The sequence below is a fragment of the Streptomyces sp. AHA2 genome (assembly GCF_036857595.1).
Classification (GTDB): Bacteria; Actinomycetota; Actinomycetes; order Streptomycetales; family Streptomycetaceae; genus Streptomyces.
In genome coordinates, this window is the sequence record NZ_JAUQWJ010000005.1 from 59402 (window position 1) to 85987 (window position 26586).

Genomic DNA, 26586 nt, shown 5'->3' on the forward strand with positions numbered 1-26586 from the left:
GTGGCCGGGGCCGTTGTCCGCGTCGTTCCGGGGCGGCCGGCACCGAGGCGCCGGCCTCCCGGGTCGGTCAGAGTGAGCAGAGAGAGCGGCACCGAGGCGGACGGCCCCTGACTGCCGGGGATAACGTTGTCATCGCCATGGGACCTGGGCGTCCGATCGTGGCGGAAAACCACGGGCAGGGTCCGCGGGCCGCACCTCCGGCCGTCGCGAGGGAGCCGGTCGGAACCTGCTCAGCACGAGAACCTCCGCATGGCGAAATGGGGGTCACATCAAGGGGACGCTTTCGAGATTAGACCTCGGCAACTCCCCTGGCAAGAGTTTGCCAAGTGACCTGGACAACGCGTCGACCGGCATCCGAACGGGCTGAATTCGGGCGCCCTGAAAGGCAGTTCAAACATTGCCCGCACAGCCGGACACCGCCCGGGCACCGGCCGGTTGACCTGCGTTAAACGGCTTGTCGCCCCTTGCCGCACTTCCTAAAGTGTTGGCAATTTCGTACGCCCGAACGGGCAGGCGTGAGCGGCGCAGCGTGGCGCCGACGGCGCCTGGGGAGCAGGGGAGGGAGATGCTCGAACAGCCGTATTTCGGCCGTCGGCTGAGAATGCTCCGGTTGGCACGGGGGCTGAGCCAGGCCGGTCTCGTCGGCCAAGGCATGTCGACGGGATACCTGTCGCGTCTGGAATCCGGTGAGCGGCCGCCCACCGAGCGCGCCGTGACCTACCTCGCCCGGCGGCTCGGCGTCGACCCGTCCGTCCTGACGGGTCCGTCCGACGGCAGGCCCCTGACCGGCATCCTGGCCGCCGTGACCTCGGCGCCGCCCGGCGCGGACGACACGTCGGCGCTGTGCCGCGCGGTCGAGGAGGACGCGGGTGAGGACCCCGCAGCCCGCTGGCAGGCGCTGTGGCTGCTGAGCCGCGCCGCGGACCGCGACGGGGACCGGGAGCTGGAGCGCACGAGGCTGGCGGAACTCGTCGATCTGAGCGACCGGTTGAACGCTCCGGAACTGAGGGCCCGGTCGCGCGTGCAGTTCGCCCGCTGCGCACGCTCCCTGGGCGACATGCGCGCCGCCGAGGCGGCGGCCGTGGAGGCACTGTGCGTGGCGCGCACCGAGGAACTCGCCGTGGCCGACACCCTGTCCGCCCTGATCGCGCTGATCGGCGTCGAGACGGAGCTCGGCAAGCTGGAGGCGGCCGGCCGCCATGTCGCCGAACTGGAGCGGGATCTGCTCGTCCGGGCCGCGCCGGCCCAGGCGGCCGAGGCCCTGTGGACGGCCGCCGTGGTCAGCAGCCGTCAGGGCGACGACACGACCGCCCGGACCCGGCTGGAGACGGCCCTCAGCCTGCTGGAGGGCAGGGACGACCTGGCCCTGTGGACCCGGCTTCGGGTCGCAGCCGCCGACGCCGCGCTGCAGATGTCACCGCCCCGGGTGGCTGCCGCCGAGCGCCGGCTGGGTGAGGCCGCGGCCGTCCTGCGTCTCGTCGGAACCCCTGGTCAACTGCAGGAAGTACGGGCCCTCGAAGCCCATCTGGCTTTCCATCAGGGACGGTTGGACGACGCCAGGGCCTTGAGTCAGGCGCTGCTCGCCGAGGAGGACCTGCGTCTGTCCTACCGTGAACGCGTACGCCTGTCGGTCCTCGACGGCCGTCTGAAGATACTCGCGGACCGTGCCGACGAGGGCATCGCAGCGCTGCGACGGCTGGGGCGGCAGGCGACGGAGTCCGCCAACCTGGACCTGGCCGCCCACGTCTGGCAGTCCCTCGCCACGACCCTGGCCGACGTCCGCCCCCACGACACGGCCCCGGGAGCGGCGGAGCGACCCGGGTCCGGACGTCAGCGTGACCGCTGCCCCTGAGCCGGACCCGTGCCGGCCGGTGGCGAGGAGCACGGGTCCGCCGGGGCCGTCCCCCCACCCGTCACCACGTCACCGGCAACTCCACGGGAAAGCGGCGGATCGTCCGGGTGTCCCAGGTCAGTTCCTCGGCCGGAACCGCCAGGCGCAGGCCGGGCAGGCGGGTGAACAGCACCTCGATCGCAGCTCTCAGTTCCGCGACGGCGAGGGTGCTGGCGACGCAGTGGTGGCCGCCCCAGCCGAACGTCATGTGCGGGTGGGGCGCCCGGTCGACGTCGATGACGTCGGGGGCTTCGAACACCTCCGGGTCCCGGTTGGCCGCCAGGTAGGAGACGTGGACGAATTCACCCGCGCGGATCAGCACCCCCTCCAGCTTCACGTCCTCCACCGCGACGCGCGGGATGCCGACCCCCTTGCGGAAGGGGATGTGCCGCAGCAGTTCGTCCAGCAGCCGGGGCAGCCGTTCGGGGCTGTGCTCGGCCAGGGCACGCAGATCGGGCCGGGTCAGCAGGGTGTAGGCGATATTGCTGATCTGGCAGGTGGCCGTGTCGTTGCCGCTGAGGATGAGCGTCAGGGCCAGCACGGCCAGTTCGTCGTCGCTCAAGGGCTCCTCCCCCTGCTCGGACGCAGCCATGGTGCTGATGAGGTCGCTGCCGCCGTCCCTGCGGCGCTCGGCGACGAGCGTGGTGAAGTAGCCGCGCAGCTGCTGTTTGGCCGCGGCCGCCGCCTGCCTGCCCTCGGGTGCCGTGGTGAGCATCTGCTGGGTGAGGCGCAGCATGAGGGGCCGGTCCGCGGCGGGTACGTCCAGCAGCGCGCAGATGGTGTGGTTGGGAAGCGGCTCGGACAGGCAGCGGGCGAGGTCCGCCGGCGGGCCGTTCCCGACCATCTCGTCCACCAGCCGGTGCGCCACCTGCTCGATGGCCGGTGTCATGCCCTTCACGCTGCTCTGCGTGAAGGCCCGGGCGGCGGCATGACGCAGCCGGGTGCTGCGCGGCGGGTCCATGACGTTGAGCGATTCCGGGGAGACGATCGGTTCCGGAGTCATCCGCGGGTAGTCGCGTCCGACGACGGCGGCCCGGCTGAACCGCGGGTCGGTCGTCACCTGGCGCACCCCCTCGAAGCTGGTCACCAGCCACGCCTCGGCCTCCCCGAAGGGCAGCCGGATGCGGGTGACCGGGCCGTCCGCCATGAGCTGCGCGAGGGAGGGGTCGAAGGCGAGTCGTTCGCTGTGGTCGAAGGGGCAGGCGACGGCGTGAGCCATGGGTACTCCTGAGGGCGTGCGGTGGTGCGGCCATGTGGGCGGAACCGGTGGGCACGGGCCACGGCCGCCCTGCCCGAGGGGGGACATCTCGCATAGTGCGGCAGAGCGCCGCTCCATGCATCCAGTGCCGGTCAAACGGCAGAAAGCAGGGAGACGTGCCCCATCCCACCCCTGAGTCACCCCGTCCTCCGGCCGTGGACGTGCTGGTCGTCGGCGCCGGGCCGACCGGCCTCGCCCTCGCCTGCGACCTGGCCGGGCGCGGTGTGCGCACCCATGTCGTCGAAGCGGCCGAACGCCTTCCGGCGGGCTCGCGCGGAAAGAGCCTGCAGTCGCGCACGCTGGAGGTGTTCGACGACCTCGGCGTCGGCGACGCGGTGCACGCCGCCGGCTCCCTCTTCCCACCCATGCAGACATGGCGCGACGGCGAGCGCGAGGGCGAGTGGCAGCTGATCGAGCCCGACCCGGACGCACCGGTGTCGCGGCATCCTCGCCCGTGGCTGGTCCCGCAGTGGCGCACTCTGGAGATCCTGCGCGACCGGTTCCTGGAGTTGGGCGGGACGCTGGAGTACGGTGCCCGGCTGAGCGGCCTGACCCAGTCGGACGCGCAGGTGACGGCCGAGGTGACCCACCCCGACGGTGGCCGGCGCCGGCTGTCGGCGCGCTACCTGGTGGGTGCCGACGGCGGCCACAGCACGGTGCGCGAGTCGTCGGGCATCGCCATGAAGGGCGACGACGGGGGGCTGCGCTCGGCGGTGGTGGCGGACGTCCGCGTCCGGGGGCTGGATCGGGGGCACTGGCACATCTGGCCCGACCCGGCCGGTGAGCTGCTGATGTGCCCGCTGCCCGGAACGGCGGACTTCCAGCTCAACGCCAAGATCACCGGCGAGGAGTTCGCCGCGGCGCCCGAGACCGTGCGCGACCTGGTCGCCGCCCGTACCCATCTGCCCCCGCAGGCCGTCACGCAGGTGGGGTGGTACTCGTTCTACCGGCCCCGTACCGCGCTGGCCGAACGCTTCCGGCAGGGGCGCGTCCTCCTGGCCGGGGACGCCGCTCATCTGCACCCGCCCGGAGGTGGCCAGGGACTGAACATCGGCGTGCAGGACGCCTACAACCTCGGGTGGAAGCTCGCCCTGGTCGTCGGTGCCCGCGCCCCGGACGCGCTGCTGGACAGCTACGAGGCCGAGCGCCGGGCGGCGGCAGCCGACGTACTGGATCTCAGCACGCGCCTGTACCGGGCGGGCCGTGAGACGCGGGACGCCGGTGAACAGGCCCGCTACCGGGGGCGGGTCTGCCACCTGCTGTCGGTGCACTACCGCGACAGCGACCTGTCGACCGACACGCGTACGGGCCGTTCCCCGGCCGATGTCCGGGCCGGCGATCGTGCGCCCGACCTCCCGTGCGTCACCACCGACGGCCCCCACGACGGTCTCTTCGACCTCCTCAGGGGCCCGGAGTTCACCCTGCTGGCGGTGGACTGCACGCCTCCTGCCACTGCGTGGCGCGTCCGCACGCACCAGGTGACCGGCGGCCCGCTCGCCGAGGCACTGGGCACCGGACTGTTCCTCATCCGCCCGGACAACCACATCGGTCTGGCCACCGTCGATCCCGGAGACCTTGAGCGCTACGTGACCCGGATCGGCCTGCGGGCCGGGGTGTCCTGAGGGCCTGCCGGACTTCCGGGCCGACAGGTCCAGCCGACCGGCACCGGGCGGGCACCGCATACGATCGGCCGGTAGCCGTCCCGCAAGGAGTGCCCGTCCGTGACCGCCGCGATCCCGCTGCCCCGCCCCGCCACCGATCTGCTGACGGTGGAGCAGCTCAGCCGCGTCGAGGACGGCGAGCGGCTGCACGGTCTGCTGTGGCGGGCGGGTGACGGCTGGCGGATGGTCAGCAGCGCCGTCCTCGGCGGGGGCGTCGGGACGCGGTCCTTCGTCCTCAACGCACAGGTGGCGCACGGATACCGGCGCACCGACCCGGACCGGCACCTCGCGGAACTCGCCCGTGCCGCCGGGACCCGCGGGCCGGGTGTCGGGCTGATGACGGCGGCCGACGTCCGGGCCTACGGCCACGGCCGTGACGGTGGCGTGGAGGCGGTCGCCACCGCGGGGCTGGGGGTGCGCGGCTGGGCGGCGTCCCCGGTGGCGGGCCGTGACGGGGACACGCGACCGGGCACGATCAACATCGTCGCGGCGCTTCCCGCCGCCCTGTCCGACGCCGCCCTGGTCAACGCCGTGGCCACGGCCACCGAGGCCAAGGTGCAGGCACTGCTCGACGCGGGCTACGACTGCTCCGGGACCCCGACGGACGCCGTGTGCGTCGCCGCCCGCTCCCCGCTGGCCGGGGACGAGGTCCACGCCTTCGCCGGTCCCCGCTCGCTGTGGGGCGCACGCCTGGCCCGTGCCGTGCACCGAGCCGTGCGCGACGCCGTCCCCGCCGGGCCGTGAGACCCGAATCCGGTGGAGCCCGCAGGGCCGTCCGGCGTACTGTCGCCGCCCCGGCAGCGCCCAGACGGCAGGTGATCATGGAACTTCGTCCTTTCGCCCCTCCGCACGCGTCCACGGTCGCCGGATGGCCGACGTCCGCGGAGGAGGTCCTCATGTGGTGCGGGCGGCACGCGTTCCCCCTGTCCGAGCGCACGGTCCGCGCATGGCACGAGGACGACGACGTACGGGCCCACCTCCTGGTCGAGGGCGACGAACCGCTCGCGTACGGGGAGTTGTGGTTCGACGAGGAGGAGGACGAGGTCGAGCTGGCACGGCTCATCGTGGATCCCCGGGTCCGGGGCGAGGGGCTGGGGCGCGAGCTGGTGACGGCTCTCCTCGCCCGGGCCGTCGAGGCCGGTTTCGACGACGTCTTCATGCGGGTCCACCCGGACAACGACCGGGCGCTCCGGTGCTATCTCGGCGCCGGCTTCGTACCGGTCGATCCGGCGCTCGCCGAGAGCTGGAACGCCGTCCAGCCGGTCCCCTACACGTGGCTGCGGAACGCTCCCGCGGAGGCACGCGCCCCGGACGGCCGCACGGCGTAGGACGTCGGAGTGCCCGACTGCGCTTCCGGTCCGCGCGGACGGCCGAGGCGCCCGGTGCCACGCCACCGGATGGCCCATCGCACCGGTTCCGGGCCTCGGTGAACATAACCTGCGCGATATGAACAAATGCCATATCGCGTATCTGGCGTGCACGGCCGCGCTGCTCGGGACGAGCCTGGGTGCCGCCCCGTCGACCGCCGCCGCCCACACGGTCCGTCTGGTGAAGCCGGGCGACTCGATCCAGCAGGCGGTCGACGCCGCCGGGCCCGGTGACATCGTGCTGCTGGCACACGGCGTCCACCACGGCAGCGTCGACGTGACCACGCCGGGGATCACCCTGCGCGGCATGGGCCGCGGCACCGTGCTCCGGCCGGCGGCGGCCACGGGCGCCTCCGGCGCCGCCGAAGCCTCCTCGGTCTCCTCGGCCTCCTCCGGAACGTGTGCCGCCGCCGGCAACGGCATCTGCGTCACGGGCACGAAGGCCGGCAGCGTCGAGGGCGTCACCATCGCCTCCCTGACGGTCACCGGCTTCCGCAAGACCGGCGTCTACGCCCACTCCGCCGAGGCACTGACCGTGCGGAACGTCACCGCGGTCGGGAACGGGGTGTGGGGCATCGCCACCGAGCGCTCGCCGCGCGGGGTGTTCCGCGGCAACACCGCCCGGGACAACGGTGACGCGGGCCTGTTCCTCGCCAACACGGTGACGGAGGAGGAAGGCGCCTCGGACGCCGGGGGCACGGTGGTGGAGCGCAACCGGCTGGAGGGCAACCGGATCGGCGTCACCGTGCGGCGGCTGCGCGACCTGACCGTCGCCGGCAACCACCTCACGGGCAACTGCGCGGGGGTGTTCGTCGTCGGGGACGAGAACAAGCCCAAGGCCGGCCGGGTGACCGTGCGCGAGAACCGGATCGAGCGCAACAACAAGTCCTGCCCGAAGACCGCGCGGCTCGACGCCCTGCAGGGCTCCGGCATCGTCCTGACGGGCACCGACGACAACGTGATCACCCACAACGTGATCAGGGACAACGCCGGCCGGTCCCCGCTGTCGGGCGGCATCGTCGTGTTCAAGAGCTTCGTGGGCACGACCAGCGAGCGGAACCGGATCAGCGACAACCTGCTGAGCGGCAACGCCCCTGCGGACCTGGTCAACACGGACCCGGGCGTGGGCAACACGTTCCAGGGCAACTCCTGCGTCTCCTCGCAACCCGCCGGTCTGTGCTGACGGTTCGCCGTCGATCCGCACCCGTCCCCGCCGGCCCCACGCACGTCCGACGACCCTCGTGCTTCACGTGAATCGACCAGGAAGGCGGCACATGACGACCACTCAGCCCGCTCCTCCGCCGTCCATGCGGCTGCGGGAGCTCGTATTCGGGGCGGCCTGTGCCGCCGCCCTGCGCGCGGCCGCCCGGCTGGGCGTGGCCGACGCCCTCGGTGACACACCGATGGCCGTGGAGGACATCGCGGCGTCGGTGAAGACGGAACCCGCCCCGCTGCGGCGGCTCCTGCGCGCGCTGTCCTGTTACGGCGTCTTCAGCGAGCGCCCCGACGGCACGTTCGCGCACACCGACGTCTCCCGGCTGCTGCGCGAGGACGATCCCGAGAGCCTGCGGGCCATCGCCCTGTGGTGCACCGAACCGTGGACCTGGGACGTCTGGCCGAAGCTGGACGAGGCGGTGCGCACCGGCCGCAGCGTGGTCAAGGACCTGTACGGCAAGGAGTTCTTCCCCTACCTCAACGAGGACGCCCCGGAGTCCGCCGACGTCTTCAACCGCGCCATGACGACCTCCAGCGTGCAGTCGGCGCAGGACGTCGCCCGGTTCCTCGACCTCACGGGGTGCGCGTCGGTCGCCGACATCGGCGGCGGCCAGGGGCACGTGGTGGCGAGCCTGCTGGACAAGTACCCGACCCTGGAGGGCACACTGCTCGACCTCCCCCGGGTGGTGGAGAACGCGGTGCCGCGGCTCCTGCCGGGCGGGGACCTCGCGGACCGGGCGCGCGTGGTGCCGGGTGACGTCCGTTCGGCCGTCCCGGTGAAGGCCGACGTCTACGTCATCAAGAACGTCCTGGAATGGGACGACGAGAGCACCGCGCGCACCCTGCGCAACGTCCGCGAGGCCGGTGGCGCGGGGACGCGTGTGGTGGTCATCGAGAACCTCGTCGACGACACGCCCTCGATGCGGTTCAGCACCGCGATGGACCTGCTGCTGCTCCTCAACGTGGGCGGGGCCAAGCACACCACCGAAAGCATGGTGGACCGGCTGACCCGAGCGGGACTGGTGATCGACGACATCAGCCCGGTCAACCCGTATCTGCACGCGTTCGACTGCCACATCCCCGGCTGACCCGATCGCACGGCGCAGGGCGCCCGGTGATCCCGGGGCGCCTTCGGCACCCGCAGACACCGGTCGCCGGGTCCACCACGTCGTGGACCCGGCGACCGGTGAGGGCCGGCGGCGTCTCAGCCCGCCGGCTCGCGCTCCCAGAGGTAGAAGCGCTGCGCCATGGCGTCCTTCGGGGAACGCCAGGTCGCCGGGTCGTACGCGCTGACGTAGGCGGCCAGCCGTTCGCTGATGTCGCGGAACTCGGGGTGCCCGGCGACCTGGGCGATGGCCTGCCCGGGCTCGCGGTCGGACTCGATCAGGTGCATGTACACATCGCCGAACTGGAAGAGGCTGCGCCGGGTCACGCCGACGAGGTGCGGCAGCTCCCCGCGGTCGGACTCCTCGAACACCTTGGCGATGTCGGGCGCCGATCCCGGGGCCATCCGGGCGACGATCAGGGCTTGGTGCATGGCGGTGTTCTCCGTCCGGCTCAACGGGTCAGACCGGGACTCTCGCCGCGCTCCGCGGCGATCTTCTCGATGCGGTCGCGGATCAGGCCCATCTGCACCTTGGAGTTGCGGTTGATGTTGTCCGTCATCCAGGCGTCGTCGACCGGTGCGTCCGGCTTCATCGCGAAGTCCTGCGTCCACACCATCCGGGTGCCGCCCGGTACTTCCTCGTACTGCCAGTGGATGTCCATGTGGGCGAAGGGACCCGTCTCGACCCGGCGGGCGTCGACCGTGAGGGTGTCGCGGTTCGGCTCCCGTTCGGACACCCAGCTCCACACGGTGCCGTTGTCGTCGGGGTGCATGGTGAGCCGGAAGGTCGTCCTGCGGCCCTCCCGGGCCAGGATCTCGACGGAGGCGTACTCGCTGAACAACTGCGGCCAGTTCTCCAGGTCGTTGGTCACCTCCCACACCAGGTCCACGGGTGCGGCGATCGTGATCTCGTTCCGCGTGTGCCCGGCCATGTCACGCTCCCGCCATGAGGGCGCCGTTGACCAGGTCGAGGAACTGCCGGGGCGACTTGGAGCGCTCGGCGTCGGTCGGCATCGGGGTGCCGTACCGGTTCTCCAGTTCGCCCACGATGCCCAGCAGGCCCAGCGAGTCGACGCCCATGGACTCGAACAGCGCCCCTTCCTCGCGCAGTTCGGCCGGGCTGACGGTGGCGCCGGCGCACTTCTTCATCAGTTCGGACAGCTCTTCCACGGTGATGCGGTCACTCATGGCGTTTCCTTCCTCTCCGGTTCCGCGGCGCCTCAGGACGAGGCACCGGTGGCGCCGTGCCGCAGCACCAGCGCCGAGTTCGACCCCATGAGCCCACGGCTGAGGACCAGGGCCGTGCGCACCTCGGCGGTACGGGCCCGGCCGGTCACGAGGTCGAGGTCGTGGCAGATGTCGAAGACGTTCGGCGTCGGCGGGATCACCCCGTGCTCCATGGAGAGCACCGCTGCCGCGACGTCCATCAGCGGTCCCGCGCAGTAGCCCCGGCCGATACCGGTCTTGGGCGCGGTGACGGGCACCCGGGTGCCGTGGGCCCCCAGGGCGTCCGCGAGGGCGAGGGCCTCGGCGCGGTCGGCCGACGGTACGCCGAGGGCGTCCGCGAAGACCACGTCGATCTCCTCGGGCGCGCACTCGGCCTCGGCCAGGGCGCCGCGCACGGCCTGGGCGAGTCCCTCCGCGGACTCCTCCCAGCGGGAGGCGCCGGTGAAGGTGGCCGCGTGACCGGCCAGGTGGGCCCGCACCCGGGCACCCCGCGCCAGGGCCATCTCCTCCGCCTCGACGACGACCATGGCGCCGCCTTCCGCGGGGACGAACCCGCAGGCCGAGGAGGTGAACGGGCGGTAGGCACGGGCCGGGTCGTCGGCCGTGCTCAGCTCTTCGTAACCGAGCTGGCAGACCACCGAGTAGGGCGCGATCGGTGCCTCGGTCGATCCGGCCACGATCACGTCGGTACCGCGGCGCACCGCCCGTGCCGCGTGGGCGAGGGCGTCCAGGCCGCCGGCCTCGTCGGCGGCCACCACCGAGCAGGGGCCCTTGAAACCGCGGCGGATGGAGATCTGGCCGGTGCTGGCGGCGTAGAACCAGGCGATGGACTGGTAGGGGCCTACGTAGCGGCTGCCCTTGCCCCACAGTTGCTGCAGTTCGCGCTGGCCGAACTCGCCGCCGCCGGAACCGGCCGCGGTGACCACCCCGACGGAGAAGGGGGCGTTGTCGGTCTCCGAGCGGGGCAGGCGGGCGTCGTCCAGGGCGAGGTCGGCCGCGCCCATCGCGAAGTGCGTGAACCGGTCGGTCTGGACGAGGAAGCGCTCCTCGATCGCCGCCGAGGGGTCGAAGTCGCGCACCTGGCCCGCCACCCGCAGCGGCAGGTGCTCGCAGCCCTCCCGGGTGACGCGGTCCAGGACGCTGATGCCCTCCCGGGTGGACTTCCAGAAGGTCTCGGTACTGGATCCGTTGGGCGCGATCACACCGACTCCCGTGACGGCCGCGCGCCGTGGGCGGGGTGCGTTCATCGTGTCCTCTCCCTCGGCCGGCTCATGACCACCGCGGACTGGAAGCCGCCGAACCCGCTGCCCACCGAGAGCACGCTGTCGAGCCTGCGCTCGCGGGCGACGCGCGGGACGTAGTCCAGGTCGCACTCGGGGTCGGGCGTCTCGTAGTTCGCGGTCGGCGGGACCACCTGGTGGGCCAGGGCCAGCACGCAGGCGACGAGTTCGATCGCCCCGATGGCGCCCAGGGAGTGGCCCACCATCGACTTGATGGAACTCATCGGGGTCTCGTAGGCGTGCGCGCCCAGCACCCGTTTCACCGCGGCGGTCTCGTGGCGGTCGTTCTGCTTGGTGCCCGAGCCGTGCGCGTTGACGTAGTCGACGGCGGTGGGGTCGAGCCGCGCGTGGTCGAGGGCGTCCTCGATCGCGCGGGCCATCTCCACGCCCTCGCTGGTCAGGCCGGTCATGTGGTAGGCGTTGCCGAACGTGGCGTAGCCGCCGAGCTCGCAGTACACGTGGGCGCCGCGGGCCCGGGCGTGCTCCAGCTCCTCCAGGACCAGGACGGCGCCGCCCTCGCCCATGACGAATCCGTCCCGGTCGGCGTCGAAGGGACGCGAGGCGTGGGCCGGGTCGTCGTTGTTGGGGGAGGTGGCCTTGATGGCGTCGAAGCAGGCCATGGTGATCGGGGAGATCGGCGAGTCCGAGGCACCCGCGATGCAGACGTCGGCCCGGCCTTCCTCGACGGTGTGGAAGGCGTAGCCCACCGCGTCCAGCCCGGAGGTGCAGCCCGTGGAGACGGTCTGCACCGGCCCGCGCGCCCCGAACCGCTCCGCGACCGTCGAGGCCAGGGTGCTGGGCGAGAACGCGCGGTGCAGGTCGGCGCCCGCCTTGCGGTGGTCCACGTCCCAGCGTTCGCCGCCGTGGCTGACCAGGACGTAGTCGTTCTCCAGCCGGGTGGTGCCGCCGACCGCCGTGCCCAGCGAGACGCCGACGCGCCACGGGTTCTCGGCACCGGCGTCGAGACCGGCGTCCCGTACCGCTTCGTCCGCCGCCACGAGGGCGAACTGGATGTAGCGGTCGGAGCGTTCTACCTCGCGCGCGTCCAGTCCGTGGGCGGCGGGGTCGAAGTCGCACTCGGCGGCGATCCGCGAGCGCAGGCCCGCCGGGTCGAAGAACGTGATGCCACGTGTCGCCGTGCGCCCGGCCGACAGCAGATCCCAGAAGGCGGGTACCCCGATGCCGCCGGGCGCGACGATGCCTATACCGGTGACCGCCACACGTCGGGTCATGACGGGACCTGGTCTCGTCCGGCCGCCTCCGCCCCCACCACCGCGGACCCGGCGTCGGTCTCCTCGGTGTCCACGTGGCCCAGCGGCGGGCTCGGGGCGAGGGGACCGAGGTGGAACACCAGCCGCGCCTCCACGTTGCCGACGTTGCGGAAGCGGTGGCGCACGTTGATCGGGATCAACAGCCCCTGTTCGGGCAGGAGCGGGTGCGGCTCTCCGTCGAGGTCGACCTCCAGCTGCCCGCACACCACGTACACGAACTCCTCCGAGTACGGGTGGTAGTGCTCACCGATGCGGTCACCGGGCTCGATGAGGGCCACGCCCATGAATCCGCTGGTGGCGCCCACCGCCGCCGGGGTGAGCATGGCGCGCAGGTCACCACCTCGCCGGCGGTTGGGCTCGACGTCGTTCAGGCTCACGATCTTGTGACGGGATGTGATCACGCGTTCCTCCGTTGATGTGCTGCACCGGCGTGGGAGAGGCGGGCATCGCCTCTCCCGGGTTGGCGGTCAGGCGTCGGGCGCCCGGCGGTCGGTGACGAACTCCATGCGCGCCAGTTCCAGCAGGCGGGCCGGGTCGGCGTCCGTGGACGCCGCCGCGCCTGCGGCGTCGTCGAGGAGCGTCGTCAGCTCGGCCGTCCGGGCCGGGTCGGACAGGCCGAGGATGCGGGCGGGGTCTGCGTCCTCCAGCGCACCGCGCACGTCGACCAGCCGCACGACGACGTCGTCGCGCTGGAAGATCGTGCTGCGCAGGACCGGGCTGCGCGGGTCGTCCGCCGCCGCCTCGTCCTGGCGGGCCAGGAGTTCGGCCAGCCGCATGCCGCACTCCGGGCGGGCCGGGTAGTACAGGGCGTGCCGCTCGGCCCGCTCATCCTGGTCCCCGGCACTCACGTGGTGGACGGCCGGCAGCGCGGCGCGGGTGAAGAAGACCCGGGCGGACTCGGGGTCGTTGAGGTCCCGGTCCTGCTCCAGGTACGGGTTGATGGCCTCCTCGACGGCCCGCACCTCGGGCTGGCGGGCGACGTGGCGCAGTGCCGCCAGCAGGTCGCCGCGCACCTCGACGGCCCGCACGACCCGGTTGCCGTGCATGAACAGCGAGGTGCGGCACAGCCGGGTGGAGTCGTCGACCTTCGGCTCGGGCGAGGCGTACTCGGCGAGGATCTTGGCGACGACGTCCTCATTGCCCGGCTTGACCGTGAAGGTCAGCGCGTGCCGGATGACACCGTCACCGATCCGGGGGGCCGCCTGCAGCCGGCGCTCCGCCGCGTCGGGGCCGTCCGCCGGGCCGCCGGTCTCGCGGACGACGTGGAAACGCAGCGAACGGGTGTCGCGCACGCAGTTGTGCAGCGGCCGCACCATCTGCACGTGCTCCTCGCTGTTGACCCACGCGAGGAAGGGCGGGGCGCTCTCCCACTCGCTGGTGATGAGCCACTGCGAGGGGTTCTCGATCGACTGGCACAACTGGTCGCTGACGTGCCCGGGGACGGACGCGACCTGGTTGCACAACTGCTCGTAGGCTTCGAGGAACTCCTGCTGCGCGCCGTCGTTGACGTCGACCAGGAGGACGACTCGCAGCCGGGAGCCGTCGAACACGGACTGGGAGACATGGTGCGACGCCTGCCGCACCCGTGAACCTGCGGCCCGTTCGGACGTGGTGGTCATCCTGCGCACAGCTCCTTCGCGGAGGGAAAAGTGGGCGCCGGTCGCAGTGGGGCGACGTCGGCGTTCCTCGATCCTGTGGCCGATTCCACGCATCGCGCGACTCGGGTGTAGTGCAGGAGTGATGCGGCGGGGGCGGCCGGGGGGCATATGCCGGGGCGGGCCTGCCGAACCGTGTTCTCGCGGGTGCGCCGCCCGTGCTCCCCCGCACAGGTGACGGCCCGGGCCGGGCGCGGATGGTTGCTCGCTACACGCGCCCGGGGAGGTCGGGGTGCCCCCGACGGACGTCGTCGTGGCCCGGCGGTCGGCCGCCGGGCCACGACGAGGACGGGTCTCAGTGCACGGCCAGCGCGGTTCGCAGGACGTCCCGCAGCACCGCCTCGGCGTCCGCCTCCGCTCCCCGGGACCGCCAGGCCACGAAACCGTCGGGCCGGACGAGCACGGCACCGCCGGGCGCGGTGCCGTGGCGCTCCGTGAAGTCGGCGGAGTCCTCCGGGACCAGCTCGGCCCGGGTTCCGCCGCCCACCCGGTAGGACTTGAGTGGCAGGGACAGCTCGTCGGCGAGGCGGACGGCGGCGTCGTGCCACCCGTTCGGCTCGTCGGCGTCGCTGAGCAGCACCGGGGCCCGCTCGTAGAGGTCGAGGGTGGAGATCCGGTCGCTCCCGCGGCGCACCCACAGGTGCGGTGCCCTGGTACCGGCCGCGCCGGTCAGGTCGAGGCCCTCGGGCACCACCGGGGCCTCGGGGTCGGCTCCGACGACGGCGCCCTGTGTGTAGCGGTAACCGAGGGCGACGTTCAGGATGCCCCGCTGCGGGCCCGCGCCGCCCGCTCCGGGGGGCGGGGCGAAACCGGGGTGGCTGTGCTCGGCCGACCGGGCGGCGGCCCGGGCGCTGGTGGCCTCGGCGACGGGCCGGCGCTCGGCGTCGTAGGTGTCCAGCAGTTCCTCCCCGGCCCAGCCGTCGAGCACCGCGGCCAGCTTCCAGGCCAGGTTGTGCGCGTCCTGGATGCCGGTGTTGGAGCCGAAGGCACCGGTCGGGGACATCTCGTGGGCCGAGTCACCGGCCAGGAAGACCCGGCCCGACCGGTAGCTGCGGGCGACCCGCTGGGCGGCGTGCCAGGGCGCCTTGCCGGTGATCTCCACGTCGAGGTCGTCGACCCCGACCGCGCGGCGGATGTGTGCGGTGCACATCTCGTCGGTGAACTCGTCGAGACTCTGGCCCTGCTCGGGGTGCCAGGGGGCGTGGAAGACCCAGTTCTCGCGGTTGTCCACCGGCAGCAGGGCGCCGTCGGCTTCGGGGTTCGTCAGGTAGCAGACGATGAAGTGACGGTCGCCCACGACGTCGGCGAGGCGGCGGGAGCGGAAGGTGAGGCTGACGTTGTGGAACAGGTCGCCGGGTCCGCTCTGGGTGATCCCGAGCTGCTCGCGCACGGGGCTGCGCGGGCCGTCCGCGGCGACGAGGTAGTCCGCGCGGATGGTGGTGTGCTCGCCCGTCTCACGGTTCTTGACCAGGGCGGTCACCCCGGTGGAGTCGCTCTCGAACGACATCAGCTCGGTGGAGAAGCGCAGGTCGCCGCCGTGCGCGCGGGCGTGGTCGAACAGGACGGGTTCCAGGTCGTTCTGGCTGCACAGGCACCAGCCGCTGGGGCTGAAGCGGGCCAGACCGCCGCCCGGGTCGATGTCCCGGAACAGCCACTCGCCGGCGTCGCCGACCAGCGTGGGCGTCTGGAGGATGCCGTGGTTGACGGCCAGGGTGGCGGCCGCGTCCCGGATCGCCTGCTCGACGCCCGCCACCCGGAACAGTTCCATCGTGCGGACGTTGTTGCCGCGGCCCCGGGGATGGATCGAGGTGCCCGCGTGACGCTCCACCAGGACGTGCGGCACACCCAGCCGTCCCAGGAACAAGGACGTCGACAGGCCGACCAGGGAGCCGCCCACGATGAGGACCGGGACGCTGACGGTGTCGGGGCCCGTCCCCCCGGCTCGTTCGTTCATCACTCTCGCCTCCAGCGCATCGATGCCGCCGGCCAGGCCGGACACGGCGGCGATCCTCATGCATGCCCCGGGAAGCTGACGGTGGCTCAGGCTTCACCCGCCTGCTTCGCGCGCCCGGCGGGAGGGCTCGGGACCAGGCTGCGCGGGGTGCCGTACCCCAGCGGGACGGTGGTCGACGACGTGAGGCACGCGGCGCTTCGCACCCGCGTCCGGCGCCGGCCGCCGGCCGAGGGCCCGCGGCGGGCCGCGAGCGGTGCCGTTAGGATCCGGGCCATGGTGCTGACCGTGCGCGACGTGGAGCGTTTCGAGGCCTCCAGGCCCCGCCTGGAGGCCCTCGCCTACCGTCTCCTCGGCTCGGCGAGCGAGGCCGAGGACGCCGTGCAGGAGACGTTCCTGCGCTGGCAGGCGGCCGACGTCGACCGCATCGAGGTTCCCGAGGCCTGGCTGACCAAGGTGCTGACCAACCTGTGCCTCAACCAGCTCACCTCGGCCCGGGCCCGGCGTGAGACCTACGTCGGCCAGTGGCTGCCCGAGCCGCTGCTCGCGGGGGACCCGATGCTCGGCCCGGCGGACACGGCCGAGCAGCGCGAATCGGTGTCGTACGCCGTCCTGGTCCTGCTGGAGCGGCTGTCCCCCAGTGAACGCGCGGTGTACGTGCTGCGGGAGGCCTTCGCCTACGCGCACCGGGAGATCGCCGAGATCCTCGACATCAGCGAGTCCGCCAGCCAGCAGATCCACCACCGCGCGAAGAAGCACGTCGCGGCCGGCAAGACCCGTTCCGAGGTCGACGAGGCAGCGGCACGGAAGATCATCGACGAGTTCCTGGCGGCCGCCACCAGCGGGCGCACCGAGCCGCTCGTCCGGCTCCTCACCCAGGACGCGGTCGCCGTCGGTGACGGCGGCGGGAAGGTCCCGGCCCGGGCCCGGGCGTTCGAGGGTGCCCGCGCGGTCGCCACGTTCATGCGGGGCCTGTTCAAGCCGAGCAAGGCCAAGCGGGACCTGGTGGGCGGCTCCCCGGACATCTACGCCGCGACCGCCAACGGGGGTCCCGCCCTGGTGGTGGTGGTCGACGGCCGGGTCGTCGGCGTCATGTGCCTGGAGATCGGCGCCGACGGCATCGCCGCGTTCCGCAGCCAGGTCAACCCCGACAAGCTGGAGCGCGCGACGCGGCGGTGGGCCGCCGGCGAGCACGGGGAGCCCTTGCTCCGGGTCTTCTGACGCCCCCACCTGCAATGTGACGCGCATCACACAGCCCGCCTGTCAGGAAGCAGGACGCCGCTCGGTTCAAGAGGCGAACCCGCTGACGACAGGAGCAGGCCATGCAGCACCGCATCATCGTTCTCGGAGCCGGATACACCGGAGCGTCCGCCGCCGGGCGCATCGCCAAGCGGCTGCACCGCGACGACGTCGCCGTCACGCTGGTCAACGCCGAGCCCGACTTCGTCGAACGCGTCCGGATGCACCAGCTCGCCGTCGGCCGGGAGCTCGCACCCCGGCCCCTCGGCGAGATGTTCGCGGACACCGGCGTGACGCTGAAGCTCGCGCGGGTGACCGGCATCGACGTCGACGCCAGGAGGGTCACGGTGACCACCGGCGGTGGCGCCGAGGAACTGGAGTACGACACCCTCGTCTACGCCCTGGGCAGCGGCTGGAACGACCAGGGTGTTCCCGGCGCCGCGGAGCACGCTCACGAGATCGCGAGCCGCCCCGGCGCGCTGCGGCTGCGCGAACGTCTGGCCGGGCTGGACGCGGGGCGGCCCGTGGTCGTGGTGGGCGGCGGCCTGACCGGCGTGGAGGCCGCGACCGAGATCGCCGAGGCCCGCCCGGACCTGGACGTCGCCCTCGCCGCCCGCGGCGCCCTCGGCGACTGGCTGTCCGACAAGGGCCGCCGGCACCTGCGGAAGGTGTTCGACGGGCTCGGCATCACCGTCCACGAGAACGCGGAGGTCACCGCGGTCGAGGCCGACCGCGTCGTCACCGCCGGCGGCACGGCCGTCCCCGCCGCGGTCACCGTCTGGACCACCGGCTTCGCCGTCCACCCGATCGCGCAGGCCACCACCCTGCGCGTCGGCGAGACCGGCCAGATCGTCGTCGACGCGACGATGCGCTCGGTGTCCCACCCGGACGTCTACGCCATCGGTGACGCCGCCCTGGTGGCGGGCCCGGGCGGCAAGCCGCTGCGGATGTCCTGCGCCTCGGGCGTCCCCACCGCCTGGCAGGCCGCCGACGCCATCGCGGCCCGTCTGACGGGCGGCAAGCTCCCCGCGATTCCCCTGCGCTACGTCAACCAGTGCATCTCGCTGGGCCGCAGGCAGGGGCTGATCCAGTACGTCACCGCCGACGACCGCGCGGTCCGCTCGGCGCTCACCGGCCGGCTCGCCGCGGCCTACAAGGAGCTCGTCTGCAAGGGCGCGGCCTGGGGCGTCGCCCATCCGACCTTGGGCCTCCCGACGCGCCGCCGCCGGGTCGTCGCCGAGCCGTCCCGCACGGCGACGGTGACGGAGGCCGAGGCCGCCGCCTGACCACCGGCAGCGGGCCTAAGCGGGCGCCCCGGTCCGGGCGCCCGCTTCGGCCGCGGCCCGGCGCGTCCGGGCCCGGCCGCACGGGTGCGCGGCGCCGCGACCGGCCGCCACGACCCCTCGAATCGGACACCAGTACCAAGGGTGATTCCCGTACGTATGCCGACCCCGGACACCTCATCGCTGTCAACCTGCCGTTGGTGATCGAAAGACGGCGGGGGCCCGTCGGGCGCCGCCTCCCCGCGGGGGTGCGCCGGCCGGGGTGCTGAGGGGGGCAGGCGTGACAGCAGAGCGGTTGACGAGTGATGTGCTCACGCCTCCCCGTGCCGCGCCGCACGGCGGCGGGACCGCGCCCGAGCCACGACCGGTGCCACGCCACGTGGCGTGCGTGATGGACGGGAACGGCCGCTGGGCGGCGCGGCGTTCCCTCCCCCGGACCTCGGGTCACCGGGCCGCGGAGACGACGGTGATCGACGTCATCGAGGCGGCGCGGGCGGCGGGTGTCGGCTGGCTGAGCCTGTACGCGTTCTCCACGGAGAACTGGCGACGGCCCGACGCCGAGGTCGACTTCCTCATGCACCTGGTCCGCCGCGTGGTGCGCAAGCACGCCCCGCTGCTGCACGCCCGCGGCATCCGCTGCCGCTTCCTCGGCATGACCGATCCCCGCATCCCTGCCGAACTGGCGCGCGACATCCGCGATCTGACGACGCTGACCGCCGAGAACCGGCAGATGACCCTGACCGTCGCCTTCGACCACGGCGGCCGCCGGGACATCGTCGAGGCGGCACGGTCGCTGATCCGCAACGGGGTGCCGGCCGAGGCGGTCACCGAGCGGAGCTTCGCCGACCACCTGCCCTTCCCCGACACCCCGGACGTCGACCTGGTCATCCGCACCTCCGGCGAACAGCGCATCTCCAACTTCATGCTCTGGCAGGTCGCTTACGCCGAGTGGGTCTTCCCGCCGGTGCTGTGGCCCGACTTCCGCGCACCCGACTTCCTCGACTGCCTGCACGCCTACCGGCAGCGCGACCGCCGCTTCGGCGGCGTACTGCCGAACCAGAACGGAGAGACCCGATCGTGACGACAGCAGACACCCCCCGCTCCTCCACCGCCGGGGGCGGTACGGAACATGACGGGGCCGGGGCCCACGACACGGCGGAAGAGCCCCTGTTCGGTCCGGGTTCGCAGTTCCACACGCTCTTCAACGACCCGCGCTGGGCACTGGCCATGATCCGCGCGACCGTGCTCGAGGCGGCCCACCCGCAGATCGGCGCCGCCCTGATCGAGAACTCCACGTTCGTCGTCCACCCGTGGCGGCGACTGGGCAACACGTTCATGAGCCTGCGGCGGATGTTCGGAGCCGACGAGCACGTACGGCAGCGGGAGGCGACCCGGCTCAACCGCATGCACGCCCGGCTGCGCGGCACCGACGCGCGGGAGCGGCCCTACGACGCGATGGACCCGGCCGTGCGGGCCTGGGTGGTGGCGACCATGTTCGAGAGCGCCGTCACGATGTGCCGCCTCAGCGGACAGCCGCTGGAGCAGAAGACCATGGAGCAGCTGTACGCCGAGTTCCAGGCCTTCCTGGCCGCGATGGAGGGCGACGCCTCCCACCTGCCCTCCACGCTCGACGAGTTCTGGCCCTACTACGACCGGGTGGTCGCGGAGGAGCTGGAGAACACCGAGGCCATGCGGATCATCCTCTACAAGCTGTTCGACCACCTCCCCGCCCCTCCGGTGCTCAACGGCTTCCCCGCACTGTGGGCGACCGGCCGGGCCGTGGCCGGCCCGGTCATCGGGGCGATCACCGTGGCGTCCCTCCCGGAGCCCTTCCGGCGGCGGGCCGGCCTGCCGGAGATCGCGGGCGTCCAGACCCTGATGCAGGGCACCTATCTCGCGGCCGGTCTGGCCCGGTTCCTGCCCGAGGGCTGGATCCAGGCCGAGACCATCGCCGAGATGCTGACGCTCTCGCCCGACAGCGACGACCCCCGTGCCCGGACGATCAGCGCCCTGCGGGACCGGATCAAGCGGGCCGGCGCCCTCATCCGCCTCATCACCCCACTGCCTGCGGACCCGGAGCCGGAACCCGCCGCGGCCGGCACGGCGCAGCGGAGCGCGGAGGAGTTCTTCGCGGACGTCCTCGACCAGACCGGCGACGGATACCTGGACTGGCCCGACCTGGCCGCCATGGCCCGGGAACTGTCCGGCCGCCTCGACCTCGACGAGCCCGAGGAGACCCGGCTCTACGACGCCTACGCGGACTGGTGGCGCGAGCTGCAGGCCGCCCTCGACGCCGACGGGGACGGCCGGGTCAGCGCCCGTGAGTACGCCGACGCCGTCCCCTCCCTGGCCGGGCCGGCGCTGATCCGCGTCGCCGAGGTCCTCTTCGACGTCACCGACAGGGACGGCGACCAGCGCATCGACGCCGACGAGTACCGGGCGCTGTTCCGCACCGGGTTCCACCGGGACACCGCCGACGCCGACGGTACGTACAGCCGCAGCGCGTTCGTCGGCGACTTCGTGTCCTTCATGGCCGGACGCCGGCGCACGACCGCCTACGATCCCCTCCTGGCGCAGGCGTGACGGACCGGGTCACTCACTCTCGGCGTACAGGTGGGCGGCCGTCGTCTCCCGCGGCGGCGCGTCGGGAGGCGCGGGCGGCGGGAACAGGAACCCCTCGAAGGCGTCCAGTGCGAACAGCACGCCCAGCAGCACCAGGGGCGTGAGCAGTGCCAAGGCCATCATGACGCCTCCTGACAGCGGTGCCGGGCGCGGCGTGACGCAGCAGGTCCAGGACCACCATGGGCCGAGCGGATGAAGATCGCACCCGCGGCGACGGCCACGGCGGCTCCTGGGGCCCGGGCGGGTTTCAGGTTTCACCGGCGGGGGTGGTTTGACGACTGCGGTGGCGCCCGGTGGGCACGCACACCTCAGGCCGGCTGTGGCGGCACCTCTTTTCCGCTCCCCCGCGGCGCCGCCGCAGCCGTCCACTGCGGGGCTTTTGCGGCCGGGCGGCCGCAGCACCCCCGGGGGATACTCGGAAGGTCCCGGCGCGCGGCCGGGCGACGGGCCGCGACCACGGTCGTGCGGACGCCGATCCGCGCGCGAGTGTTCGCTGACAGGGAGTGCCGTGGCGACCATTCTGGTGGCGGATGACGACGAGGACGTCCGGGACGTCGTGTCCTTCAAGCTGGGCAGCGCCCACCACACGGTGCTGGCCGCCCGGGACGGCCCGGAGGCCTTGCGGATCGCGAGCAGCCGGAGCCTGGACCTGGCCGTGCTGGACGTGCGCATGCCGGGGCTGACCGGTGTCGAGGTGTGCCGGCGGCTGCGGCAGAACCCGGCGACGGCCACGCTTCCGGTCATCCTGCTGACCGCCCAGTCCGAGGAGGGCGATGTGGAGGCCGGGTTCGCGGCCGGCGCGGACGACTACATCGCCAAGCCGTTCAGTCCGCGCGAGGTGGGCAGCCGGGTCCAGGCCGTCCTGGCCCGCTCGCGTTCCTGACCGGCGCCGCCGGAAAGCGCTCAGTCCCGCGTCCCGGGCGGGTAGGGCAGGTGACAGGTCACCGTCGTGCCCCCGCCGGCCGCCGCGTCGACGGCGAGGGTGCCGCGGTGTGCCACCGCGATGCGCTGGCAGGTGGCGAGCCCGATCCCGGAGCCGGGTGCGCCGGTGTCCAGCCGCACGAAGGGTTCCAGCACGTGACGGCGCTGCTCGGCCGGGATCCCCACTCCGTTGTCGGTGACGCGGAGGTTCCAGCCGTCCGCGTCGTTGTCGCAGCTCACCTCGATGCGCGCGGGCCGGTCGGGACGGCGGAACTTGACCGCGTTGGCCACGAGGTTCTGCAGGAGCCTGCGGATCTGCGTGCCGTCGCAGGGGACGACCGGCAGCATGCCGAGACACACGTGTGCCCGCGCCCGTGTCAGCTCCTCGCGCAGGTCCTCGACGGCCTCCTGGGCCACGCACAGCAGGTCGGTCTCGGCGAGGTCCAGCCGTCCGCCGGTGCGGGCCAGGGACAGGGCGGCCTCGATGGTGCGGTTCATGCGGGAGGTGGCCGCCTCGATACGGCCGACGAAGGCCGACGCCTGCGCGTCCTCGGTCACGCCCGGCAGCTCGGCGAGGAGGCCCGCGTGACCGGTGATGCCGGTCAGCGGGTTCTTCAGGTCGTGGCCGACCTGCCCGGCGAACTGCTCCAGGGCCGAGTTGGAGCGCTCCAGCTCGGCCCGGACCTGGTCGGCGGCCAGCAGCGCGTGGTGCAGCAACTGCCGGTGCCGGTGCAGGTCCAGGACGTCCACGACCAGGGACGCCAGATCGTCCAGCGCCCGGCGCTGCCGCTCGGTCAGCGACCGCACCTCCTGGGCGAACACGCACAGGGTGCCCAGCGTCTCGCCCTCGGGCGAGTGCAGTTGGGAGGCGGCGTAGAAACGTACGGCGCCCGTGGGGGCGGTCACCCAGGGGTTGGCGGCGAACCGGGGATCCCGCCGTGCGTCCGGCACCAGGACCTGGCCGGGGGCGCTGATGCTCACCGCGCACATGGAGTCCGAACGCGAACACACCGTGGGGGCGATGCCGACCGCGGCGATCTGGTGCTGGCGGTCGGCGGAGATGATGTTCACGGCGGCCTGCGGAGCCTCGCACACCCGCGCGGTCAGCCGGACGATCACGTCCAGGTCCGGCGGTGCGGGCGCCCCGACGATGCCGTAGCGCTCCAGCACCGCGAGACGGCGGTGCTCGGCGGGGTCGTCGCCGGGGTCCACGCGTTCGGCCATCCCTGCCCCCGAGTCCCACGTGTGCGGTCCTCTCAGCAGCTTGCACCGGCCTGCCGGCACCCGCAACGCCGGCCAACGCACCCACCGCCTGCCACCGGGGTGGGACGCCGGTCACCGCGGTCTTCCGCGCGGTGACCGGTCATCCCTGCGGGGGACGCGCCGCGGCAAACGCACGAGGCTCTCTGGCCCGCGCCCACGCGCCGCCCCAGGCTGGCACGCGTGACCGGTGAAGGGGGCGCACAGCGATGCGTACGGTGGCTCAGGCGGTTCTGCTGGTGTCCGCGGCCTGGGCGGCCCTGTGCCTGCTCGCGCTCGGCGTCACCCGGGTGGTGCGCAACCGCCGGGAACGCGCCCTCCGGGATGCGGCGACGGCCGCCAGACGTCTCGTCGTGGAGACAGCGGGCGGTGAGAGCCCGTCGGCCGGCGCGGCACTGGCCGCACTGGACCGGCGTTCCTGGCAGGCCGTGGAGCCCGCCGTCACCCGCTTGCTGAGCCGCGTCAAGGGAGGCGCGCACCGGGCGCTCACCGACGTCCTGGTGCAGCGCGGCGTCGTCGACACGGCCCTGACCCACGCCGACAGGCCCCGTTCGCTGCGGCGGGCCCGGGCCGCGACCCTGCTCGCCCTGACCGGCCCCAGTCTGCGGACGGACCCGGTGCGCGGGCCCGAGGCGCGGCGCGTCCTGCACGGGCTGCTGGAGCACCGCAGCGCCACGGTGCGCGAGACGGCGGTGCGCGCCCTGGGACGACTCGGTGACTCGGTCAGCGCCGGTCTGCTGCTGGCCACCCTGGACGCACCCCGGTCCGTCGCCCCCGGCCTGGTCGGCGACGCGCTCGTCCGCATCGGACCGGCCTCCGTCCAGGCTCTGGCAGCAGCGGCCGAAAGCGGCGACGAGCAGCACCGCGCCCTGGCCGTGGAACTGCTCGGCCTGATCAGGGACCGCCGGGCGCTGCCGGCCCTGTCGGTGGCCCTGGACGATCCCGCCGCGATGGTGCGGGCGGCGGCCGCCGCGGCTCTGGGCCGGGTCGGCGAACCCGCGGCCGTCCCCGCGCTGGCCGCGACCGTCCGCACCGACCCCTCCGGCCGGGTGGTGGCGGCCGCCGCTGAGGCGCTCGGTCTGATCGGCGACGAGAGCGCCGTACCCGCACTGGAGCAGATCCTCCGGCACGGCACCTACCGCCCGGCCCACACCGCGGCCCGCGCCCTGCTGCGCCTGGACCGGCCGGGAAGGGGGGCGCTGACCGACGCGGCGCGCGGTTCCGGTGCCGCCGGTGCGCACGCCCGTGAAGCCCTCTCCTCCGCGTTCGACGACCGGGGAGGCTCCGACCGGTGAAGGACGTCGTCGTCACCCTCGTCCACCTCAGCCAGTACCTGGTGATCGGCTACTTCCTCGCCCTGAACACCGTGTACCTGGTGCTGCTGGTCGTGGCCGGACGCACCATTCCCCGTCTGGCTCGACGCCGCCGGCTCACCGGCCTGGACGACCTCGCCACCAGCCCGCTCACCCCACCGGTGTCGATCGTCACCGCCGCCTACAACGAGGAGCCCACCATCGTCGAGAGCGTGCGCGCCATGCTCGCCCTGCGCTACCCGCGCCACGAGGTCGTCCTGGTCGACGACGGTTCACGCGACGGCACCTTCGACCGGCTCCGCGAAGCCTTCGGACTCGTACCGGTGGAACGCGTGCGCCCCCAGGAGATCACCTCGCGGGAACCGGCCCGTGCCGTGTACGTCAGCACCCACTCCGTGCCCCTCACCGTCGTGCGCACCGAGAACTCGGGAAAGGCCGACTCCCTGAACCTCGGCATCGATCTGGCCTCCCACCCGCTGGTGTGCATGGTGGACGCCGACTCGCTGCTGGACGAGGACGCCCTGCTGACGCTCGCCCAGCCGTTCGTCGCCGACCCGCTGCACGTCGTCGCCGCCGGAGGCGTCATCCGTCCCGTCAACGACAGCGTCGTACGCCACGGGCAGGTCGCGGAACCCCGTGTCCCCAAGGGCTGGCTCCCGCGCATCCAGGTCGTCGAGTACCTGCGGGCGTTCCTCATGGGCCGCACCGGCTGGGCCCGTCTGCACGGCCTGCTCATCATCTCCGGGGCCTTCGGCCTGTACCGCCGTGACGTCCTCCCCGAGGGAGTCGGCGGCATGAACGCCGACTCCCTCGGGGAGGACTTCGAACTCGTCGTGCGCCTGCACCGGCACCTGCGCGACCGGCATCGCCCCTACCGCATCGAGTTCGTCCCCGAGCCGGTCTGCTGGACCGAGGTCCCCGACAGCGGGCGCGTCCTGGCCCGGCAGCGCAGACGCTGGCACCGGGGCCTGTACGAGACGCTGCTGCGGCACCGGCGGATGCTGCTGCGTGCCCGCTACGGCGTCATCGGCATGGTCGCCTACCCCTATTTCGTGCTGTTCGAGCTGCTGGCCCCCCTGCTCGAGGTGTGGGGCCTGATCACGGTCTGCGTCGGCTTCGGGTTCGGGCTGGTGTCCGCGCCGCTGGCCCTGCTGTTCCTGCTGGCGGCCTTCGGCTACGCCGTACTGCTCTCGCTGCTCGCCCTGCTGCTGGACGAGCTGGGTCTGCACCGCTACCGCCGGCTCGGGGACCTGGCCGCGGTGGCCGCGGCCACCGTCGTCGAGAACCTCGGCTACCGGCAGCTCACGGCCCTGTGGCGACTGCAGGGGTGGTGGGCGTCGCTGCGCAAGGGAACGCCCGTGTGGGGCGAGATGACCCGCAGCGGCTTCGCCGGGACCACACCCCTCGACCACGGCAGCCACGCCACGGTTCCGGAGACGGCGGCCGGGCAGGCCCCGACCGGTGCGCGATCGCCTGCGGCGGCGCCTCGGGACCGGGGCACGTCCCATTGAGCCGGGCGCCGCGGAGGGCCGGGCGGAAAGAGCGGGAAGCCAGACGAAGTCCCCTGCTATGGTGCGCCGATGCCGACGATCAGGAAGATCCAGGTCACCTTCGACTGCGCGGACCCGGAGCGGGTCGCCCGCTTCTGGTGCGAGGTGCTGGGGTACGTGGCACCACCGCCGCCGGAGGGCTTCACCACCTGGGCCGAGTACGAGGACTCCCTGCACCCGGAGAAGCGGGGCGCGTGGTTCGCGTGCAGCGATCCCTCGGGCGAGGGGCCGCGTCTGTACTTCCAGCGGGTCCCCGAGGGCAAGGTGGTCAAGAACCGCGTGCACCTCGACGTACGCGTGGGCACGGGCCTGGTGGGCGAGGAGCGGCTGGCCACGCTGCAGGCGGAGGCGGAGCGGCTGATCGCACTGGGGGCGACGAAGGTGCAGGTGCTGCTCGCCGACGAGGAGAACGAGTCCTGCATCGTGATGCAGGACGTCGAGGGCAACGAGTTCTGCCTGGACTGACGGAACGGATCCCGGGTCCGACAAGCCCGTCGGATCCGGGGGTGGGACCGGT

At 73.0% G+C, this 26586-nt stretch carries 25 protein-coding genes; 14 read left to right on the top strand and 11 right to left on the bottom strand.

The window, feature by feature from the left end; translation table 11 throughout:
• The first annotated feature begins 601 nt into the window (after positions 1 to 601).
• On the top strand, positions 602 to 1852 hold the full coding sequence (locus Q5694_RS12945) for a helix-turn-helix domain-containing protein (RefSeq protein WP_443040874.1): 1251 nt from the start codon (positions 602 to 604) through the stop codon (positions 1850 to 1852).
• Between the two features lie 61 nt (positions 1853 to 1913).
• On the opposite strand, the gene Q5694_RS12950 is transcribed toward Q5694_RS12945, so the two are convergent.
• The gene (locus tag Q5694_RS12950) at positions 1914 to 3110 is read right to left on the bottom strand and encodes a cytochrome P450 (RefSeq protein WP_333932983.1); all 1197 of its coding nucleotides are present in this window, start codon (positions 3108 to 3110) and stop codon (positions 1914 to 1916) included.
• A 155-nt stretch (positions 3111 to 3265) separates the two neighbouring features.
• On the opposite strand from Q5694_RS12950, the gene Q5694_RS12955 reads away from it, so the two are divergent.
• The 5 genes from Q5694_RS12955 (at position 3266) to Q5694_RS12975 (ending at position 8480) form a co-directional block, all read left to right on the top strand.
• Entirely contained in the window at positions 3266 to 4771 is a 1506-nt protein-coding gene (locus Q5694_RS12955; protein WP_333932984.1) for an FAD-dependent monooxygenase, read from the top strand.
• Between the two features lie 99 nt (positions 4772 to 4870).
• Positions 4871 to 5554 carry an adenosylcobinamide amidohydrolase gene (locus Q5694_RS12960; RefSeq protein WP_333932985.1) on the top strand — a complete coding sequence of 228 codons (684 nt, stop codon included), beginning with the start codon at positions 4871 to 4873 and terminating at the stop codon, positions 5552 to 5554.
• A 77-nt stretch (positions 5555 to 5631) separates the two neighbouring features.
• Positions 5632 to 6138: a GNAT family N-acetyltransferase gene (locus Q5694_RS12965; RefSeq protein WP_333932986.1), complete on the top strand. Its 507-nt coding sequence runs from the start codon at positions 5632 to 5634 to the stop codon at positions 6136 to 6138.
• 118 nt (positions 6139 to 6256) lie between these two features.
• Positions 6257 to 7360 carry a right-handed parallel beta-helix repeat-containing protein gene (locus Q5694_RS12970; RefSeq protein WP_333932987.1) on the top strand — a complete coding sequence of 368 codons (1104 nt, stop codon included), beginning with the start codon at positions 6257 to 6259 and terminating at the stop codon, positions 7358 to 7360.
• Positions 7361 to 7451: 91 nt separating this feature from the next.
• A complete protein-coding gene (locus Q5694_RS12975) occupies positions 7452 to 8480 on the top strand; it encodes a methyltransferase (protein WP_333932988.1) in 1029 nt (342 codons plus the stop codon).
• A gap of 116 nt (positions 8481 to 8596) precedes the next feature.
• Here Q5694_RS12975 and Q5694_RS12980 read toward each other — a convergent pair whose 3' ends face one another.
• The 8 genes from Q5694_RS12980 to Q5694_RS13015 form a co-directional block, all read right to left on the bottom strand.
• A complete protein-coding gene (locus Q5694_RS12980) occupies positions 8597 to 8929 on the bottom strand; it encodes a TcmI family type II polyketide cyclase (RefSeq protein WP_333932989.1) in 333 nt (110 codons plus the stop codon).
• Positions 8930 to 8949: 20 nt separating this feature from the next.
• Positions 8950 to 9429 (bottom strand): SRPBCC family protein, encoded by a 480-nt coding sequence (locus Q5694_RS12985; RefSeq protein ID WP_333932990.1) that lies wholly within the window; start codon positions 9427 to 9429, stop codon positions 8950 to 8952.
• 1 nt (position 9430) lies between these two features.
• Positions 9431 to 9685: an acyl carrier protein gene (locus Q5694_RS12990; RefSeq protein ID WP_333932991.1), complete on the bottom strand. Its 255-nt coding sequence runs from the start codon at positions 9683 to 9685 to the stop codon at positions 9431 to 9433.
• A 32-nt stretch (positions 9686 to 9717) separates the two neighbouring features.
• Positions 9718 to 10971, bottom strand: a complete 1254-nt coding sequence (locus Q5694_RS12995; RefSeq protein ID WP_333932992.1) for a ketosynthase chain-length factor — start codon at positions 10969 to 10971, stop codon at positions 9718 to 9720.
• Positions 10968 to 12236: a beta-ketoacyl-[acyl-carrier-protein] synthase family protein gene (locus Q5694_RS13000; protein ID WP_333932993.1), complete on the bottom strand. Its 1269-nt coding sequence runs from the start codon at positions 12234 to 12236 to the stop codon at positions 10968 to 10970. The genes Q5694_RS12995 and Q5694_RS13000 overlap by 4 nt, the downstream gene beginning before the upstream one ends.
• Positions 12233 to 12676 (bottom strand): cupin domain-containing protein, encoded by a 444-nt coding sequence (locus Q5694_RS13005; protein ID WP_333932994.1) that lies wholly within the window; start codon positions 12674 to 12676, stop codon positions 12233 to 12235. Before Q5694_RS13005 ends, Q5694_RS13000 begins: the two co-directional genes overlap by 4 nt.
• 66 nt (positions 12677 to 12742) lie before the next feature.
• Positions 12743 to 13894, bottom strand: coding sequence for a SchA/CurD-like domain-containing protein (locus Q5694_RS13010; RefSeq protein WP_333932995.1), 1152 nt, complete (start codon positions 13892 to 13894; stop codon positions 12743 to 12745).
• A 331-nt stretch (positions 13895 to 14225) separates the two neighbouring features.
• A complete protein-coding gene (locus Q5694_RS13015) occupies positions 14226 to 15884 on the bottom strand; it encodes an FAD-dependent oxidoreductase (RefSeq protein WP_333933287.1) in 1659 nt (552 codons plus the stop codon).
• Between the two features lie 273 nt (positions 15885 to 16157).
• On the opposite strand from Q5694_RS13015, the gene Q5694_RS13020 reads away from it, so the two are divergent.
• The 4 genes from Q5694_RS13020 (at position 16158) to Q5694_RS13035 (ending at position 20986) form a co-directional block, all read left to right on the top strand.
• The gene (locus Q5694_RS13020) at positions 16158 to 17102 is read left to right on the top strand and encodes an RNA polymerase sigma-70 factor (RefSeq protein ID WP_333932996.1); all 945 of its coding nucleotides are present in this window, start codon (positions 16158 to 16160) and stop codon (positions 17100 to 17102) included.
• A 101-nt stretch (positions 17103 to 17203) separates the two neighbouring features.
• Entirely contained in the window at positions 17204 to 18406 is a 1203-nt protein-coding gene (locus Q5694_RS13025; protein WP_333932997.1) for an NAD(P)/FAD-dependent oxidoreductase, read from the top strand.
• A gap of 304 nt (positions 18407 to 18710) precedes the next feature.
• Positions 18711 to 19484 carry a polyprenyl diphosphate synthase gene (uppS, locus tag Q5694_RS13030; RefSeq protein WP_443040875.1) on the top strand — a complete coding sequence of 258 codons (774 nt, stop codon included), beginning with the start codon at positions 18711 to 18713 and terminating at the stop codon, positions 19482 to 19484.
• A gap of 86 nt (positions 19485 to 19570) precedes the next feature.
• Complete coding sequence (locus Q5694_RS13035) at positions 19571 to 20986, top strand: oxygenase MpaB family protein (RefSeq protein ID WP_333933288.1); 1416 nt, start codon at positions 19571 to 19573, stop codon at positions 20984 to 20986.
• Positions 20987 to 20995: 9 nt separating this feature from the next.
• On the opposite strand, the gene Q5694_RS13040 is transcribed toward Q5694_RS13035, so the two are convergent.
• A complete protein-coding gene (locus tag Q5694_RS13040; RefSeq protein ID WP_333932999.1) occupies positions 20996 to 21148 on the bottom strand; it encodes a hypothetical protein in 153 nt (50 codons plus the stop codon).
• A gap of 385 nt (positions 21149 to 21533) precedes the next feature.
• On the opposite strand from Q5694_RS13040, the gene Q5694_RS13045 reads away from it, so the two are divergent.
• The gene (locus Q5694_RS13045) at positions 21534 to 21908 is read left to right on the top strand and encodes a response regulator (protein ID WP_333933000.1); all 375 of its coding nucleotides are present in this window, start codon (positions 21534 to 21536) and stop codon (positions 21906 to 21908) included.
• A 20-nt stretch (positions 21909 to 21928) separates the two neighbouring features.
• On the opposite strand, the gene Q5694_RS13050 is transcribed toward Q5694_RS13045, so the two are convergent.
• Positions 21929 to 23170 (bottom strand): sensor histidine kinase, encoded by a 1242-nt coding sequence (locus Q5694_RS13050; protein ID WP_333933001.1) that lies wholly within the window; start codon positions 23168 to 23170, stop codon positions 21929 to 21931.
• Positions 23171 to 23415: 245 nt separating this feature from the next.
• Here Q5694_RS13050 and Q5694_RS13055 point away from each other — a divergent pair, with 245 nt between their 5' ends.
• The 3 genes from Q5694_RS13055 to Q5694_RS13065 all read left to right on the top strand — a co-directional run bounded on the left by Q5694_RS13055 (position 23416) and on the right by Q5694_RS13065 (position 26534).
• Complete coding sequence (locus Q5694_RS13055; RefSeq protein WP_333933002.1) at positions 23416 to 24501, top strand: HEAT repeat domain-containing protein; 1086 nt, start codon at positions 23416 to 23418, stop codon at positions 24499 to 24501.
• Positions 24498 to 26030: a glycosyltransferase family 2 protein gene (locus tag Q5694_RS13060; RefSeq protein WP_333933003.1), complete on the top strand. Its 1533-nt coding sequence runs from the start codon at positions 24498 to 24500 to the stop codon at positions 26028 to 26030. The genes Q5694_RS13055 and Q5694_RS13060 overlap by 4 nt, the downstream gene beginning before the upstream one ends.
• A 69-nt stretch (positions 26031 to 26099) precedes the next feature.
• The gene (locus Q5694_RS13065) at positions 26100 to 26534 is read left to right on the top strand and encodes a VOC family protein (protein ID WP_333933004.1); all 435 of its coding nucleotides are present in this window, start codon (positions 26100 to 26102) and stop codon (positions 26532 to 26534) included.
• Positions 26535 to 26586 lie beyond the last annotated feature (52 nt).